This is a genomic window from Pyramidobacter sp. CG50-2 (assembly GCF_003612005.1).
In the GTDB taxonomy this organism is placed as follows: domain Bacteria; phylum Synergistota; class Synergistia; order Synergistales; family Dethiosulfovibrionaceae; genus Pyramidobacter.
This window is the reverse complement of sequence record NZ_RAWT01000010.1, coordinates 47,448-63,902: the sequence shown is the minus strand read 5'-3', so window position 1 is coordinate 63,902 and position 16,455 is coordinate 47,448. Positions and strand designations below refer to the sequence as shown.

Below are 16,455 nucleotides of genomic sequence, written 5' to 3'. Positions count from 1 at the left end.
CAGTTTGGCTTCGATCTTCTTGTTGCGATTCTTTTTCCGCGCTGCTTCGATTTCCGCCTGCTGTTCCGATGTGATCTCGTATTTTACGGGCATTCTCCATCACCTCGGGTGCATTATAACTGAGGTACGGGAAGTTTGGCTATACTATAAAGAAGTAGTATGATATAATGTCCAATACAGATTGATGAGAAACCGGACGTATGACCGTACCCGAAAATGAAGATTGCCCTGAGCGCGGTTTTTTGACCGTACCCACGCATTTTTACGAGTACGCTCGAGAAGGGGAGCGGGCTGAAAAATGCTGACGAACACTGCAATCGAGGGCGCAAAGAAAAAAGACAGGGCTTACATGATTCTTGACGGCGACGGGCTTTACCTCAAAATCTTGCCGACGGGAAGAAAAACATGGGTGCTGCGGTACTGGATCAACGGTCAGGAGATGAAAAAAACTCTAGGCGTCTACCCGATCATGACGGCTGCGAACGCCCGGAGAACTCGCGACGAGATCAAGACGAAGATCAAAGCGGGCGTGCCGCTGGAAGAGCCTAAATCCACGACGTTCGGCGAGATTGCCGAGCGCTGGTACAAGACGATGATGGAACCTAAAAAGGCTGAATCTTACCTGTACACGATCCGGCTGCGAATGAAATATCTTGCGGCGTTGTGGACAAGACCCATAGATGAAATTTCGCGCAAAGAATGCTTTGACGTGTTGTCGTTGATCTCCGCGAGCGGGCGCAAATCAACCGCCAAACGCACGGGGCAGATCGTCGGACAAATCTTCGATTATGCTACGGCGGCAGGCGAAGCGACGATTAACGTTGCCGCCGGCCTCAACCGTTCGCTCCCGTCGGAAAAGGTCAGGCATTTTGACGCCGTGACGAAAATCGCCGACATGCGTAAATTGCTTAATGCGCTGGACTACGTTGACGACTTCATCTTCCGTTCCGGCTTGCAGATTCTTGCTTATTGTTTTGTCCGCCGCAGTGAGTTGTTGCGGGCCGAATGGTCGGAGATCGATTTTGACAGAGCGGAATGGATTATCCCCGCGGCACATATCAAAGGCCGTCGCGATCACCTTGTGCCGCTTTCGAAGCAGGCGCTTGAGATTTTCCGGCGATTGAAAAAGATTTCGCCCAAAGTGGAGGAAATTACGGGGAGCGCCAACCTCATCTTGCCTGCGTCGCGAGGCGCGAATACTGGCAGTCGCGTGAGCAACTCCACGTTACTCAAAGAGCTTAAGAGCTTGTACAAAAAACTCGATCCAGACGATCTACCGTCAGAGCCTATGACGCTTCACGGATTCCGGACGATGGCATCGACGTTTCTGAATGAATCCGGGTGGGCGAAGGACGTCATCGAATGTGAGCTTGCTCATTTGGAGGAAAACGAATCGCGCGAGGCGTACAATCGCGCGATGTACGCTCCGGAACGGCGACTCATGATGCAATGGTATGCGGACGCCCTGGACGCCGTGAAAGCGGGGCGGGACATAACGCCCGTTCCTGAAAACATCAAGAATATGCACCGATAAATCCAGGTCTTTACACCTGTACTCTTTTATAGTACAATGAACTACAGAAAGGAGAGGTGAGGACATGGCATTTTCCATCAGACTGACCGAAGAAGAGCGGAACCTTGCCGACAGCTACGCAAAATTGCATTCTATGTCCATGGGCGAGGCTTTTAAACGGGCTTTGTTCGAGCGCATCGAGGACGAATACGACATCGCCATCGCCAACGAAGCTTACGATGAATACCTCAAAAGCGGCAAAAAGAGCCGCCCGATCGGCGAACTCTGGAAAGACATCGATCTATGAGTTACGACGTCCAGACGACCCAGCGATTCGACCGGGAATTTAAAAAGCTCGACAGATACACGCAGCTGATGATCAGATCGTGGATCAACAAAAATCTTGTTGAGTGCGCAGACCCGCGAATCCATGGAAAGCCGCTTGTTGCCAACCGCAAGGGGCAGTGGCGTTACCGAATCGGAGATTACCGCCTGATTTGCCTCATCGACGACCAAGAGTTGATCATTTTGGCCTTGAGCGTTGGACATCGGCGGGAAGCGTACAGGAATTAGATACGACAAAACAGCCCCGGCTGCTGCGGATCGATCATCCGCTGCCGGGGCTGTTTTCATGAAAATTGATGGAACAAGCACGATGCGCTGCACGAACAATCTAGCGCCGGGAGGCGGGAAGCGGCTGCTGCTCGGCGGCTGATTCCGATCGGGGGACAGGTATCGTTTCATCCTGCAGTCTGGCGCCGCACACGATAAATAAGATCCCTGAAATCAGGAACATCAACGCTCTTCCGGTTCTAAGGCCTCCGCTCCGGAAATGACGGAACACGAGCGCGCCAAGGGCAAAAACGATATTGGCCGTACCCAAGCAAAAGCAGAAAACGGGCAAATATCTCTCCATGAAGTTCACTCCTCAAATTCATCGAGCCGTCATGCGGCTGGAAGTGCGCAGAAGGAAAAGAGAGGCCGCCTCAAAAGTCGACCGGGGCGGCCTCTCTGATCCCATCACATCAGGGAAGGCAACCAGAGGCTCAGCTGAGGAACCATGCCGGCAATGATCAGAAGGACGATGATAATCGCGGCAAACGGAATGACTCCTTTGATGACCTCCTGCATTTTTACGTTGGGGAATAATCCGTTGATAACGTACAGGTTCATGCCGACCGGAGGCGAGATCAGCGCCATGGTCATGTTGATGGTGACCAGCACGCCGTACCAGATGGTGTTGACGCCGAGCGCGTGGAGAATCGGCGTTACCAGCGGCATGGTCAGCAGCACGACGGAAACCGTTTCAAGCAGCGCGCCGAGGACGAACATCAGCAGGTTCATGATGATGATGAACGTTGCGGCGGAGAGCTTGTTGTCGACCACGAAAGCGGTAAGAGCCTGAGGAATCCTCAAATAGGTCATAACGCGCCCGAACAGAAGGGCGCCGCAGATGATGATGGCGATCATGCAGCTTGAAGGAACCGCCTTCATACAGATCTTGGGGATGTCGGCGAATTTAACGGTGCGATAGACGAACAGCGTGATGAAAAGGCTGTATACCAGACCGACGGCGGCAGCTTCCGTGGGCGTGAAGATGCCGGTATAAATGCCGCCGATGATCAGCAGGGGCAGAAAAATGCCGGGCAGGTTCTTGATGGTGATGGACATGCGTTCTTTCCAGGGCGCTTTGGGTTCCGAGGTGTAGCCGCCATGCTTGCTTTTATACACGACATAAACGATGAACAGCGTAGCGAGAAGCAGCCCGGGAACGACTCCCGCCATGAACAGTTTGCCCGTGGAATCCTCGGTGACGGTAGCGTAAATGATCATGGGGATGCTCGGGGGGATCAGGATGCCTAACGTCCCGCCGGCGGCCAGCAGCCCCAGCGTAAGCGTTTTGTCATAGCCGTGCTTGATCAGGGCAGGATAGGCGACCATGCCGATCGTGGCGGCCGTCGCCGCTCCGGAACCGGTGATGGCGGCGAAAAAGGCGCAGGCGAGGATCGTGCCGATGCCCAGGCCTCCCGGCAGATGGCGGACCCAGGTGTTCATGACTTCGAACAGGTCGTCTCCTACCTTGCCGTCTAACAGTATCTGACTCATCAGGATGAAGATCGGGATAGACAGCGTGTTGAAACTTTCCAGCGACGACCACATGGTGGTGCCGATGATCTTGATGGGCAAATGGAAAACCTGGATCAGGATCAGCGACGTCATGCCCAGGGAGAAGGCTACCGGCAGCCCCAACGCGAGGATAAAAAGCAGGATGGCGACGACGAGAAGAAAGTTGGTCATATGAGCATCCTCCCTTACTCGCTAAGGCCTTCGCCCGCGCGAAGAGCCGCGATACGGTCAAGCAGGTTGATGAAGAACTGCAGAGCAAGAAGTCCAAAACCCAGCAGCAGGGGAAGCTGGATCCACCACACCGGAATGTGCAGGAGATTGTCGGTCAGTTTGTTCAGCCTGATGCTGGAAGCAATCATGAGCCAGGCTTGCCAGGAGACAACGACGCAAAAGACGATGCCCATAATGCTGGTGACGACATCAAGATAAAGCTGGATTCTTTTCGGGAACTTATCGAAGATCAAATCGATGCGGACATGTTTTCCCAGCATCAGCGTATAAGCCGCGCCAACCAGCATGGTCCACATGAACAGGTAAATGGCGGTGTTCATGACCCAGATCGTCGGAGCCTTGAAGATGCCGCGCATCACGACTTCGTACGCGAGGATCAGGCTCATCGCGAGAATCCCGAGCCCGCTGAGATAGCCGCAGAAGGTGTTGCCGGCCTTGACAAGAGCGCGAAGTTTGTTGAGCATATGGGAGAGACCTCCTCTTGTGAGCTGAACGGAGCCCCGGCGACGCCGTCGGGGCTCCGTATCGCATGGTCTGTTATCGGAAAGCTTCTTTTAGTCGAAGACTTTGTGAGCCAGATCAACGAGTTTTTGTCCCGTCTCTCCGGCGCGCGCAACGTAAGCGTCCCAAACGCTCTTGGTGGCCGCAACCATTTGGGCGCGTTCTTCGGCGGTCAGCGCGTTAACTTCAAGTCCCGCATCGCGGACGGTTTTTTCGGCGGCGCCTTCGGATTCCGCCACCGCGCCGCGGAGCCATTTCTCGGCGACTTTGCCGGCTTCGAGGATAGCTTTCTGGCTGTCGGCGTCAAGGCCGTTCCACCAGTCGAGGTTAGCCTGAACGGAGAACTGGGCCGTGCTGTAATTGGCGATGGTCAGATATTTGCAGACCTCGTAAATCTTGCGGGACACCGCGGCAGGCATGCCGGTGGTCGCGCCTTTCACGGTGCCGTTCTGAATGGCCATATACATTTCCGCCGAGCTGATCAGAGTGGGGGCCGCGCCGAGAGCCTTCAAGGTGATGGAGTCGCCGGCGCTGTAGGAGCGCATCGTCAACCCTTCAAAGTCCTTGGGGCTGTGCAGAGGATGCTCGTTGTTCCACATCTGAATGAAGCCGTAGTCGACCCAGAAAAGGTTTTTCACGCCCTTCTTGTTGAACTCGGCGTCAAGAATATCCGCCGCGCCGGCATTCAAAAACTTTTCCGGCGAGGACAAGTCGACGAACAGGAAAGGCAGGTCGAACACGTCGGCAGCGGGCACCATGCCGCCCCATTTGTAGGTACCGACGAGGCCGACTTCGACAAGGCCGTCCTGGACCGCTTCGAGAATCTGGCTGTCATTGTACAGGGAACCGGAGTCCGCGACATTGACCTTCAGTTGGCCGCCGCTCAGCTCGACGACTTTGTCGGCGAAAACATGAATGGCCTTGGAAATATGGTGAGAAGGAGGAAATTGATTGGAAACAGTGAACTCCGCGCCAAAAGCGACGGAGCAGGACAGAACCGCAACCGCAGCAAAAGCCATTACTTTCTTGAACATCTACGACACCCCTCTGGAGAAATTTTTTGGAACTGTTCCCTAAGAATTTCAGGAGAAATGCGGAAATAGGATTCCGCCTGAAACCGTGAAAAAGTCACTGCTTCTGCATGGGCATCTCCGGTTTTGGCTTGCCAAAGGAGCTCGCGCACAGACTTCCCATCGTCCTCAAACCGTACGCTTTCAGAGCGCGGGCAACCGTCACAACCCTGAGAGGGTCAAGCCCGGTGTCGACGCCCATGCTTTGCATCAGGTAGACCAAATCTTCCGTTGCCGCGTTGCCGGCCGCGCCGGGGGCAAAAGGACAGCCACCGAGGCCGCCGACGGCCGAATCGAACCTGTTGAATCCCTCGTCAAGGGCGCATTTCACGTTCATGTCGGCAAAACCGTACGTGTTGTGGATGTGCAGATAGGTGGGGATCCCCTCGAGCGCCGGTTTGACGACCTGAAGCGTTTCGGTGAAGTCTTTGGGCGTACAGGTGCCGATCGTTTCGGCAAGGGTGATGCAGTCGACTCCCTTGGCGCGCACTTTGCCGATCAACTCGGCCACCCGGCGGGGATCGATGCGTCCCTCGAAGGGACACATGAAGGACGTGGCCATGGAAACGCAGATCTTCGCTTTGCCCCTGACAAGCGCGATAATGTCGTCCATGCCGGAGAGCGACTGCTCTACGGTGCGGCGGATGTTGGCCATATTATGGCTTTCGCTGACGGAAAACACCACGTTGACGACGTCAGCCCCGGCGGCTAACGCGTTCTCCGCTCCCTTGACGTTGGGGACCAAGGCGGTGAACTCGACGTCGGGGTACTCTTTCTTGACGGCCGGCAGCACCTGGGCGGCGTCAGACAGTTGAGGAATCGCTTTCGGGCTGACGAAAGACGTGATTTCCATCTCCTTGATGCCAGTCGAAAGCATTTGGCCGATGAACTCGACCTTCTTTTCCGTGGGAATGAAATCGCAGATCCCCTGAAATCCGTCACGTGGGCAGACCTCGCGAATAACAGCGTTCTTGGGCAGACCGTCAAAATGCATTCGTTAACCTCCTCCTAAAAGTCAATACGGATCGAAAGAGCTGATCGGACGTTTTAAATGACGCCTTTTTCGGAAAGCTCCCGAAGCCGCTCGCCGGACAGGCCGAAAATGCCCCCGTAAACTTCTGCGTTGTCGGCGCCGGGAATAACCGGCGCATGACGCGTGATCTCCACCGGCGTCCCCATAAGTTTGACAGGGTTGCCGTTGACCTGCATGGGACCGATGACGGGGTGGGGCAGATCCACAAGCATCTCGCGGGCTTTGACCAGATGTTCGTCGGTCGTGACGTCGTGAAGGTCGAAGATCGGAGCAGCCGGAACGCCGACCCCCAGGATCTTGTCGACAAGTTCGTCAGCGTTGTAATTCTTGGTCCAGTCATTGATGATCTCGCCGAGCGCGATCCGGTTTTCGGGCTTATTGCGCTCAAGCAGGGTGGCGAAGCGGCTGTCCTCGAGAAGATCCTTTCTGCCCATCAGATCGAGCAGTTTCTCGAACAGCCCCTGGTTGCCGCAGCCGATAATGAATTCCTTGTCCTTGGCTTTGAAGGAGTCGTAAGGATAAGTCGCCGCATATTCATTGCCCATTCTCTCGGGGATCTCGCGGTTGACGAGATATCTTTGGATCCCCGTCTCCAGGCTGGAGACGACCGAGTCGACGAGCGCCACGTCGACTCGCTGTCCCTTGCCGGTGATACTGCGGGCATTCAGAGCGGCCAGAAGGCCGATGGTAAGGTTCATGCCGCCCAACACGTCTCCCATCGCGCTGCCGGAGCGGCAGGGTTTGCCGCCGCGTGGACCGGTGATGCTCATCAGACCGCCCATCGCTTGGGCAATGATGTCGTACCCTGGGCGTTCGCTGTAAGGACCGTAGCAGCCGAAACCGGAAACGGCGCCGTAAATGATTCTGGGGTTCACTTCTTTCAAGACGTCGTAACCGAGGCCGAGCTTATCCATGACGCCGGGACGGTAATTCTCGACAACCATGTCAGCCGTCTTGACCATTTCAAGAAAAAGCTGTTTCCCCTCTGGAGCCTTCATGTTAAGAGAAACGCCCTTTTTGTTGCGGTTCACGTTGGCGTAGTACATGCTGCTTTTATTCTTGTAAGGACCGAAATTGCGGGTGTCGTCGCCTTTGCCGGGGATCTCGATCTTGATGACTTCGGCCCCCATGTCCGCGAGCATCATCGTGCAATATGGCCCCGCCAAAACCCGAGTGAGATCGAGAACGCGAATGTTGCTTAGAGCTCCCATGTGAATATGCCCCTTTCGAATGAGTCGGAAACGCCGGACTTTAGTGTAATTGCTCCATTTTATTGCTTTTCGTTTGAATAATTTTATGAGAAATCCCTCAAAAAATTTTCTTGTGCGATGTGAAGTTTAGTACATTCAAGATAAATAATCAAGTGTCATTGCGTGTACCTACATTATACAAAATACTTCAGTGACCCTGGAAAACGTGCCATTGGCGAACTGGAGAGAGGTAAATTTTATAAAATCATAGTTATGGTCGAAATGGATTCGAGTTTATTTCAACGGAAACAGTTGCCTTTTGACACGACGAACGCGAGGACGTCAGATGAATAATTCACTTTTGCCGATATTGAGGCGCGTCGTCACGCGACTTCTCGACCGGACGGCTCTTCGATTGAAAAACCTCGTTGAAGAGGCGGCGCGCTGGCGCGGCTGTACCGCATAAAACCATGCATCATGCGGTTCCGTACAGTTTTCGAAGCAGGCTCAGGCATAGCGGCTTGACAATTTAATTATATGGGTGTATCGTTCAGTTAAACGTTTAAGTATAACGTTTTATTTAAAAATCTGGAGTTGAGGGGATGTGTTGTAATATGTTGGAAGAGAAGAAAAAGATTAAACTGTTGGGTATGGAATGGCCGTATTTTCTTGCGTTATGCCTCGTGATTGTTTCTGCAGTCAAATTCAATTTCTTGCCCAAAAGTCTTGCCGGCCAGCTTCCATTTTTATTGGTTCTCGGCGAACTGCTTCGCTTTGTCGGCAACCGCATCCCTATCGTCAAAGATTATCTTGGCGGGGGCTCCGTTGTTGTGTTGCTGGGATGTTCCGCTTTGGTGATGTACGGGATTATCCCTGCTGATACTGCCCAAGCTTCCAAAGAATTCATGAATGGGCATTTCATAAATTTTGCCCTCGCGGCACTGTGCTGCGGAAGTATTTTCGGTATGGACCGCAACTTGCTGATCAAGTCGTCGCTGCGTTACATCCCCTGCATTTTGGGCGGAGCCGCGGTCGCTTTGTTGGGTGCCGGCTTTGCCGGCGAGCTGATGGGATTCGGTTTTACAAAAGCGATCATGTATATCGGCCTGCCGATTATGGGTGGCGGGACGTCGGCCGGAGCCGTTCCTATGTCGAAAATGTTTGCCGAAGTACTGAAGGTTGATCAAGGTGAGATGCTTGGCGTAATGACGCCGGCCGTTGCTTTGGGCAACGCGTTGGCGATCGTATTTGCCGGGCTGCTCGACCGGCTTGGCAAAGGGATCCCCAGTCTGACGGGCAACGGTAATATCCTCCGCGGTAAGGATGCTGATGTTTCCCTTTTATCGGAGGAAAAAACGGTTCATGAGCCTGTCAGAGATCTGAGTGTATTTGCGGCAGGAATCGCCGTTTCCGGAATTTACCTTGGTCTTGGGCAGCTGATCCAACGTTTTATCCCCAGTATCCACGCTTACGCCTGGATGATTCTCCTGATGGTGCTTTCAAAGATTATCGGCATTCTGCCTGCGGAAGTGGAAAAAAGCTGCGCCTTATGGTACCAGTTCTTCATGAAAAATTTTGCCAATGTCTTGCTGGCGGGGCTTGGCGTTGGCCTGATCAGTTTGAAGCCAGTTATTGCCGCTCTTACTCCGACGTATCTGTTCATTTGTCTCTTGGTGGTCGTCGGCGCGATCATTGGCTCGGCGGTTATCGGCTGGCTGGTCGGCTTTTATCCGATCGAAGCGGCCATTACCGGAGGGCTTTGCATGGCTAACATGGGCGGTTCCGGCGATATTGCCACACTGATGGCCTGTAAGCGAATGATTCTGATGCCCTTTGCGGCGGTATCTTCGAGGCTCGGCGGCGCCCTGATCTTGATCCTTGGGAGCTTTTTGCTGCCCTTGCTCGGCTCTGTCACTGAAGTCCTGGGCAAATAATCGACATTCTGTTTGAAAGAAGGGATAACATGAGCTTTTTTAAACGCAAGTCTTCTGGAGCGGAATGGCCGGGCGGCCCCATGAAGCTTGCGAGCGTGGAACTCCGCGACGGGCAGCAGTCCCTGATCGCCACGCGCATGAAAACGGAGGATATGCTGCCTATCATTGGCAAGATGGATCAAGTGGGATACGACTGCATGGAAGTGTGGGGAGGGGCGACGTTTGATTCCTGCATTCGTTTTCTGCATGAAGACCCTTGGGAGCGAGTGCGTCTCTTCAAAAGAGCGGCCCCCCGTACGCCTCTTCGTATGTTGCTTCGCGGTCAAAATCTTCTGGGGTACCGTCAATATGCCGACGATGTCGTGGAGAAGTTTGTTTTTGCTTCGGCGAACGCCGGAATCGATATTTTTCTGATTTTCGATGGGTTGAACGACACTCGCAACACACAAGCGGCGCTGAAGGCTGTAAGGAAAACCGGCAGACGGGCCGAGGCGAACATCCTTTATACGCTCAGTCCCGTTCACAGCATTGAAAAGTATGTGCAAATCGCCAAAGAATACGAAGCCATGGGAATGCAGGCCATCCACCTTGAGGATATGGCCGGCATGGTTGACCCGATTTCAGTTTATAGATGCATTCGTGCGCTTAAGGAAAATGTCGACGTTCCTGTGCATTTTCAGGCTCACAGCACCGGCGGGATGGCTCCGGTCGCTTACTGGGAGGCCGCACGCGCCGGCGTCGACGTCCTTGACGTCGATGTGTCGGCGTTGGCGCTCGGTACCAGCCATCCGGCGATTGAACCTCTCGTGGTGGAGCTGCGCGGCACACCTCGCGACACGGGACTTGACCTGGGACTGATTTCCGAGATTAACGATTATTTCAAACAGATGCGCGTCAAATATAAAGAGTTCGAGAGCACGTTCACTGGCGTCGATATCAGCGTACTGCGTCACCAGATTCCCGGTGGCATGCTCTCCAACCTCGAGAGTCAGCTCAAGCAGATGGACGTCCTGAACCGCATTGACGAAGTGCTTGCCGAAGTTGCGGTGGTACGCAGGGATCTCGGCTATCCACCACTCGGCACGCCGTTTTCGCAGATTGTCGGCGCTCAGGCGACAATCAATGTGCTTGCCGGACAACGTTACAAAATGCTGCCTAAAGAGACCAAGCTTTATCTCAGCGGCCGTTACGGCAAAGCTCCCGGCGAAGTGAATCCTGATCTGGTAAAGCAAGTGCTCGGGAATGAACAGCCTATTACCTGTCGTCCTGCAGATCTGATCGCCCCTGAATATGAAAAACTCAGAGAAGAGATTGCTGACCTTGCACGCAGTGATGAGGACGTTTTGACCTATGCCCTGTTCCCTGCGGTTGCCAGGGATTTTCTCAAAGGGAAATACGGACTTCAATAGGAGGAAGCTCGAGAATGAAACAGACGAATGCTGCACAGCTGGAAAAATCGAAAAAAATAATTGCAGAGCTTAAGGAACTCCGTGGCGGTTCAGTGCTTGACTTCCATAAAAAAATCGCCAACGATCCCGCGATGCTTTACGCTTTCCAGCAGCAATACCTGAACTGCAACAAAAAGAACACGGTTATTCCGCGCAAGTATCGCGAGCTTATCATCTTCGCGCTGGGCTGCGCCCGAGGGGTGCCTACGACGATCAACACTCACGGCCGTTTGGCCTTTGAGAACGGAGCGACGATCGAAGAGCTCGGCGAGGTTATGCGTTTGGTCTTTTTCCTTTGCGGAGCGACGGCGGTCATCCCAGCGGCCGAGCTTTTTGAAAAAGTCGATTTCGATGAAGGCATAACGGGCTAACGAAAAAAGAGCGGCTCGCTGTTTGGACGGGCTGCTCTTCATTCAACAGGATCGGCGCACATAAAGGACCGACTCGAAGCGGATATCCTGAGGTACCTCGCATTTTCGCTCGATCAGCTTGACTAACTGCTCGACGCCGCCGCGTGCCATTTCGCTCAACGGCAGTTCGACTACGGTCAATGGCGGCACGCTATAACGGCTCATATCGGGACTGCCCATGCCCGTAGCGATCACGCGCACATCTCCCGGCACGTCATACCCGGCTTCCCAGAGAGCGTTAAGCAGCCCTAGCCCCATAGCGTCGTCCTCGCAAAATATCCCCCGAGGAACTTTGCCGCGGCGAAGGAACTCTTTGCCGGCCGCATAACCGCCAGCAATCGTGTCCTCGACGACGATCGTGTTTTTTTCGAGACCGGCGACTCCGCGAGCAAGACATGTCTCCATAAAGCCGCTGCGCCGCATTCCCATCGCGATGAAACTTGATCTCTGCGTGACGGCACCGATCTCTCGGATGCCTTTGTCGAGCAGTTGCTCCGCTGCCAGCTTGCCAACCGCGAAATTATCGATGGAGACGCTGGAGAAATATTTCGAGCGTCGATTGTACAGGACTACCGGCATGAGCGGGGGGCGACATTCAAGATAATCAAGATCCTGTTTGTTCAGCGTGCCGATCATCACGCCATTGAAAGACGACAACGTCCGAAGCGCGACGTCGTTCTCCAGATGCCCGGGAACGAACGGGCGAATTTCCAGGTTGATCTTGGGAGAACTTCTCAGAATCATTCCCTGAAGAGCCTGAATAATGCGCGTGAGCACGAATATTCGCGTATCGTTGGCCCAGTAAATGGCGATCGTATATTCTTGGTTTTCGGAACTACGGAGCCGCCGTGCCGAGAGATTCGGCTGATAGTTGACGGCGTGGACTGCTTCAAGCACTTTATCCTGCGTTCTTTTGGGAATTTTTCGCGCTTCGGCAAGACCGTTCAACACGATAGAGACGGTTGAGATCGAAACGCCTGCCGCATGGGCTACATCTTTGATTGTTGACATAAATTGGACCTGCCTCTTGTTTTAGTTGAACGAATCATAACAAAAAGGGGGGACATGTCAAGCAAGATCAGAGAAGAGCGTTCCATCCCTCTGGGGTTCTGTCCGATAAACATTCGTTTTTTAGTAAAACACGCCGCATTGTGAATACTTTGGCATCAAGACATCTGCGGAATCTTTCCAGTTGAGCAAGCGGCATGATCGTCGGGAAATTTGCCCGGACTCCCTCGCGATGGCAGTCAGGTCGCAAATATGAACTGGCGGGGAACGATATTTTTTGATCAATTATAAATATTTAGTTTTTCATTTTATGCATTGGTTTCAGAAAAAAAGTGTATAATTTGAGTGTATGGGATCCTTGGAAATAAAACCAAAAACAGATGCGGCAAAGGGCAGATCAGGGAACCGTACCTAAAAGGGGGAGACTGAAATGGCAAAACAGATCATGACGATTGATGGCAACGAAGCGGCAGCGCACGTGTCTTACGCCTTCACCGAGGTGGCGACGATCTATCCGATCACGCCTTCTTCACCGATGGCGGAGCATGTGGACGAATGGTCGGCGCGCGGTCGGCAGAACTTGTTCGGTCAGCGTGTCCATTTGATGGAGATGCAGGCCGAGTTCGGCGCGGCGGCCGCCATGCACGGAGCATTGGAGTCGGGCGCGCTTGCCACGTCCTATACGGCGTCGCAGGGATTGATGCTGATGATTCCGCCAATGTACCGCATTGCCGGCCAGTTGATGCCGGGCGTGCTGCATGTCAGCGCGAGGACGGTCGGAACTCACGCATTTTCGATTTTCGGCGATCATTCCGACGTCATGGCCGTACGGCAGACAGGTTTTGCCATGCTGTCTTCGGGCAGCGTGCAGGAAGTGGCCGACCTGGCGGCTGTGCCGCATCTCGCGGCGATTGCCGGCAGCGTGCCTTTCGTGCATTTTTTCGACGGCTTCCGCACTTCTCATGAAATCCAGAAAATCGAGATGCTGTCATACGACGATTTTGGTGAAATGCTGGATAAAGAAGCGCTGCTGGCGTTCCGCAAGAGATCTCTCAACAGCGACCGGCCGGTACAGCGCAGCACCGTGCAAAATCCCGACGTGCTTTTCCAGGCGCGGGAAGCCTGCAATCGTTACTATCTGCGCATGCCTTACATTGTGCAGTCTTATATGGACCGCATCCACGCTCTGACCGGCCGCAGTTACCACCTTTTCGACTATTATGGCGACCCCAACGCGGAGCGGGTCGTTATTGCGATGGGCTCAGTGTCGGGATGTCTTCAGGAAGTTGTCGACGAGCTGCGCTCACGTGGCCAGAAAGTGGGTTTTCTGCAAGTCCATCTTTATCGACCGTTTTCTGCGGAACATTTCCTTACCGCTCTGCCGGAAAGCGTGCGTTGCGTGACCGTGCTCGATCGTACCAAAGAGGCCGGCGCGCCGGGCGAGCCTCTGTACGAAGACGTCTGCTCGACGTTCTCCAATGTTTCCACGGCGCCGATGGTCATCGCCGGGCGCTATGGCCTGTCTTCCAAAGATGTCACTCCGGCGCAGATGATCGCCGCGTTTGACAATATGGATTCGATCCAGCCCAAGAACCATTTCACGATCGGCATCAAGGACGACGTGACCTATCATTCGCTGGAGCTCGGGCCCAACATCGTCACCGAGAGCGAAGGCACCGTGGCCTGCAAGTTTTGGGGACTTGGTTCCGATGGTACCGTGGGAGCCAACAAGAACTCCATCAAGATTATTGGAGACAACACCGACCAATACGTTCAGGCTTATTTTGAATACGACACGAAGAAATCCGGCAGCGTGACGAGATCGCATCTTCGCTTCGGACGGCTGCCGATCCGTTCCACCTATCTGGTCACGCAGGCCGATTTCGTTGCCTGTCACGTGCAAGCCTACATCGGCAAGTACAACGTCTCAGGCGAGCTGAAAGACGGCGGCACCTTCTTGCTGAACTGCGCCTGGAAACCGGAAGATCTGGAGCGGCATCTTCCCGCTTCCGTCAAACGGGATCTGGCTCGTAAACATATCAATTTTTACATCATCGACGCTACCCGCATCGCCATGGAAATCGGCATGGGGAACCGCACAAACTCCGTGCTGCAGTCGGCGTTTTTCAAGCTGTCGGGCATCCTGCCTTTCGAAGACGCCGTGAAGTACATGAAGGAAGCGATCAAGAATACTTACGGCGCGAAGGGCGACAAGGTCCTTCGCATGAACTACGAGGCTGTCGACCGCGGCGGCGCCAGCGTGATCCGCATCGAAGTTCCCGCTGAATGGGCCAACGCCGAGGATAAGGCGGCGGGGGAACGCGTTGATCCTTTGCTTCCCGACTATATTCGCAAAGTGCTGATCCCCGTCAACAGCCTGAAAGGCGACGACATTCCCGTCAGCGTTTTCGTTGACGCGGCCGACGGCACGGTGCCGCTGGGGACCTCCAAGTATGAAAAGCGCGGCACGGCAGTGATGGTTCCGGAGTGGAATCCGGAAAGGTGCATTCAATGCAACATGTGTTCTTTTGTTTGTCCGCATGCGGCCATCAGACCCTTCCTGCTGAACGAATCAGAGGCGACGAACGCGCCGGACGGCTTTGAAACGGTTGATGCCCGCGGTCTGAAAAACGCTCAGGGCCTGAAGTTCCGCATCCAGCTCAGCGCCCTTGACTGCGTCGGCTGCGGCAGCTGCGTCGAAGTCTGCCCGGCCAAGGAAAAAGCGCTCGTGATGAAGCTGCTCGAGACCCAGCTGCCTCAGCAGAAAAACTGGGATTATGCGCTGACCCTCTCGCCGAAAGTGAATCCGATGGATAAATTCACCGTCAAAGGCAGCCAGTTCGAACAGCCGCTGCTTGAATTCTCGGGGGCGTGTGCGGGGTGCGGCGAGACCCCCTATATGAAAGCCATGACGCAGCTTTTCGGCGACCGCATGTACATCGCCAATGCCACAGGCTGCACTCAGGCCTGGGGCGCAGCCTGTCCCTGTGTGCCGTATACGAAGAACAATCGCGGCCATGGACCGGCGTTCTCCAACTCGTTGTTCGAAAATAACGCCGAATTCAGCCTTGGCATGTGCCTGGCCGTCCAGCAGCAGCGTGAGCGCCTGCTGATGACGGCCGAGAAGCTGCTCGGCGGTAAGACCCGCGATCCCGAACTGCTCCGGGCGCTGCAGGAATGGAAAGACCATTACCATGAGGGCGAAGGCAGCAGGGCGTACAGCGACGCGGTGGAAACGGCCGCCAAAGTCGCGTGCGCCCGCGGCGAGGACAGTCTGGAACTGCGCGACCTGCTGAACAACACCGAACATCTTGTCAAAAAGTCCATGTGGATGTATGGAGGCGACGGCTGGGCCTATGATATCGGCTTTGGCGGCCTCGACCATGTGCTCGCGAATGGCCCTGACGTAAACGTTCTGGTCGTGGATACGGAAGTCTACTCCAATACGGGAGGCCAGTCTTCAAAAGCTACCCCGGTGGCGGCTGTCGCACAGTTTGCCAGCTCCGGCAAGAAGACCGGCAAAAAGGATCTGGGGCTGATGGCTATGAGTTATGGCAATGTCTACGTCGCTCAAGTCGCCATGGGCGCCGATCCCGCTCATTTCATCAAAGTCCTGAAAGAGGCGGAGTCATATGACGGACCGTCGCTGATCATCGCCTATGCGCCCTGCATTAACCACGGCATCGTCAAGGGAATGGGTTATGCGATGCCCGAGAGCAAGTTGGCCGTGCAATCCGGCTATTGGCACCTGTATCGTTACGATCCGCGCCGCGCCGCGAAGGGGGAGAATCCTTTCGTTTTGGATTCCAAGAAGCCCACGATTCCGCTGCGCGATTTCCTCATGGGCGAAGTTCGCTATGCGGCGCTTGGCCGAACGTTCCCCGAGGAAGCCGCTCGCCTTCTGGCAATGGCGGAAGTCCAGGCGGACGCGAAGTACCGGCGTTATGCGGCGATGGCCGAGTCAGGAAAGATTTCCGTTACCGCCTGAGC

The 16,455-nt window shown here is 54.5% G+C and carries 13 protein-coding genes; 7 read left to right on the top strand and 6 right to left on the bottom strand.

Translation table 11 applies throughout. The features are described 5' to 3' along the window. The first annotated feature begins 298 nt into the window (after positions 1-298). From D7D26_RS03680 to D7D26_RS03670, 3 genes are all read left to right on the top strand, one after another. A complete protein-coding gene (locus D7D26_RS03680; protein WP_120372072.1) occupies positions 299-1,534 on the top strand; it encodes a tyrosine-type recombinase/integrase in 1,236 nt (411 codons plus the stop codon). 64 nt (positions 1,535-1,598) lie between these two features. Further along, positions 1,599-1,820, top strand: a complete 222-nt coding sequence (gene relB / locus D7D26_RS03675) for a type II toxin-antitoxin system RelB family antitoxin (RefSeq protein ID WP_120372071.1) — start codon at positions 1,599-1,601, stop codon at positions 1,818-1,820. Then, positions 1,817-2,086: a type II toxin-antitoxin system RelE family toxin gene (locus D7D26_RS03670; protein WP_120372070.1), complete on the top strand. Its 270-nt coding sequence runs from the start codon at positions 1,817-1,819 to the stop codon at positions 2,084-2,086. Before relB ends, D7D26_RS03670 begins: the two co-directional genes overlap by 4 nt. A gap of 447 nt (positions 2,087-2,533) precedes the next feature. Here D7D26_RS03670 and D7D26_RS03660 read toward each other — a convergent pair whose 3' ends face one another. From D7D26_RS03660 to D7D26_RS03640, 5 genes are all read right to left on the bottom strand, one after another. Further along, positions 2,534-3,811, bottom strand: coding sequence for a TRAP transporter large permease (locus D7D26_RS03660; RefSeq protein WP_009164339.1), 1,278 nt, complete (start codon positions 3,809-3,811; stop codon positions 2,534-2,536). Positions 3,812-3,825: 14 nt separating this feature from the next. Then, positions 3,826-4,335, bottom strand: coding sequence for a TRAP transporter small permease subunit (locus D7D26_RS03655; RefSeq protein WP_078016755.1), 510 nt, complete (start codon positions 4,333-4,335; stop codon positions 3,826-3,828). A 90-nt stretch (positions 4,336-4,425) separates the two neighbouring features. Further along, positions 4,426-5,406, bottom strand: coding sequence for a TRAP transporter substrate-binding protein (locus tag D7D26_RS03650; RefSeq protein WP_120372068.1), 981 nt, complete (start codon positions 5,404-5,406; stop codon positions 4,426-4,428). A 94-nt stretch (positions 5,407-5,500) separates the two neighbouring features. Next, the gene (locus D7D26_RS03645; RefSeq protein WP_120372067.1) at positions 5,501-6,436 is read right to left on the bottom strand and encodes a hydroxymethylglutaryl-CoA lyase; all 936 of its coding nucleotides are present in this window, start codon (positions 6,434-6,436) and stop codon (positions 5,501-5,503) included. A 53-nt stretch (positions 6,437-6,489) separates the two neighbouring features. Continuing rightward, a complete protein-coding gene (locus D7D26_RS03640) occupies positions 6,490-7,686 on the bottom strand; it encodes a CaiB/BaiF CoA transferase family protein (RefSeq protein WP_120372066.1) in 1,197 nt (398 codons plus the stop codon). A gap of 593 nt (positions 7,687-8,279) precedes the next feature. On the opposite strand from D7D26_RS03640, the gene D7D26_RS03635 reads away from it, so the two are divergent. From D7D26_RS03635 to D7D26_RS03625, 3 genes are read left to right on the top strand one after another with little or no spacing between them, the layout of a single operon-like run. Continuing rightward, positions 8,280-9,599, top strand: a complete 1,320-nt coding sequence (locus tag D7D26_RS03635; RefSeq protein WP_158606255.1) for a 2-hydroxycarboxylate transporter family protein — start codon at positions 8,280-8,282, stop codon at positions 9,597-9,599. Positions 9,600-9,628: 29 nt separating this feature from the next. Further along, a complete protein-coding gene (locus tag D7D26_RS03630; protein WP_120372064.1) occupies positions 9,629-11,008 on the top strand; it encodes a pyruvate carboxylase subunit B in 1,380 nt (459 codons plus the stop codon). Positions 11,009-11,022: 14 nt separating this feature from the next. After that, positions 11,023-11,418: a carboxymuconolactone decarboxylase family protein gene (locus D7D26_RS03625; protein ID WP_120372063.1), complete on the top strand. Its 396-nt coding sequence runs from the start codon at positions 11,023-11,025 to the stop codon at positions 11,416-11,418. 42 nt (positions 11,419-11,460) lie between these two features. On the opposite strand, the gene D7D26_RS03620 is transcribed toward D7D26_RS03625, so the two are convergent. Further along, a complete protein-coding gene (locus D7D26_RS03620) occupies positions 11,461-12,468 on the bottom strand; it encodes a LacI family DNA-binding transcriptional regulator (protein WP_120372062.1) in 1,008 nt (335 codons plus the stop codon). A 427-nt stretch (positions 12,469-12,895) separates the two neighbouring features. Between D7D26_RS03620 and nifJ the strand changes: the two genes are divergently transcribed. Continuing rightward, complete coding sequence (nifJ, locus tag D7D26_RS03615) at positions 12,896-16,453, top strand: pyruvate:ferredoxin (flavodoxin) oxidoreductase (RefSeq protein ID WP_120372061.1); 3,558 nt, start codon at positions 12,896-12,898, stop codon at positions 16,451-16,453. The last annotated feature ends 2 nt before the right edge of the window (positions 16,454-16,455 follow it).

Bases quoted from the DNA above. Each gene is read 5' to 3' on its own strand.
- D7D26_RS03625 (WP_120372063.1), top strand. From the start codon at position 11,023: ATGAAACAGACGAATGCTGCACAGCTGGAAAAATCGAAAAAAATAATT.
- D7D26_RS03650 (WP_120372068.1), bottom strand. From the start codon at position 5,406: ATGTTCAAGAAAGTAATGGCTTTTGCTGCGGTTGCGGTTCTGTCCTGC.
- D7D26_RS03640 (WP_120372066.1), bottom strand. From the start codon at position 7,686: ATGGGAGCTCTAAGCAACATTCGCGTTCTCGATCTCACTCGGGTTTTG.
- D7D26_RS03670 (WP_120372070.1), top strand. From the start codon at position 1,817: ATGAGTTACGACGTCCAGACGACCCAGCGATTCGACCGGGAATTTAAA.
- D7D26_RS03635 (WP_158606255.1), top strand. From the start codon at position 8,280: ATGTTGGAAGAGAAGAAAAAGATTAAACTGTTGGGTATGGAATGGCCG.
- relB (WP_120372071.1), top strand. From the start codon at position 1,599: ATGGCATTTTCCATCAGACTGACCGAAGAAGAGCGGAACCTTGCCGAC.
- D7D26_RS03680 (WP_120372072.1), top strand. From the start codon at position 299: ATGCTGACGAACACTGCAATCGAGGGCGCAAAGAAAAAAGACAGGGCT.
- D7D26_RS03620 (WP_120372062.1), bottom strand. From the start codon at position 12,468: ATGTCAACAATCAAAGATGTAGCCCATGCGGCAGGCGTTTCGATCTCA.
- D7D26_RS03630 (WP_120372064.1), top strand. From the start codon at position 9,629: ATGAGCTTTTTTAAACGCAAGTCTTCTGGAGCGGAATGGCCGGGCGGC.
- D7D26_RS03660 (WP_009164339.1), bottom strand. From the start codon at position 3,811: ATGACCAACTTTCTTCTCGTCGTCGCCATCCTGCTTTTTATCCTCGCG.
- D7D26_RS03645 (WP_120372067.1), bottom strand. From the start codon at position 6,436: ATGCATTTTGACGGTCTGCCCAAGAACGCTGTTATTCGCGAGGTCTGC.
- D7D26_RS03655 (WP_078016755.1), bottom strand. From the start codon at position 4,335: ATGCTCAACAAACTTCGCGCTCTTGTCAAGGCCGGCAACACCTTCTGC.
- nifJ (WP_120372061.1), top strand. From the start codon at position 12,896: ATGGCAAAACAGATCATGACGATTGATGGCAACGAAGCGGCAGCGCAC.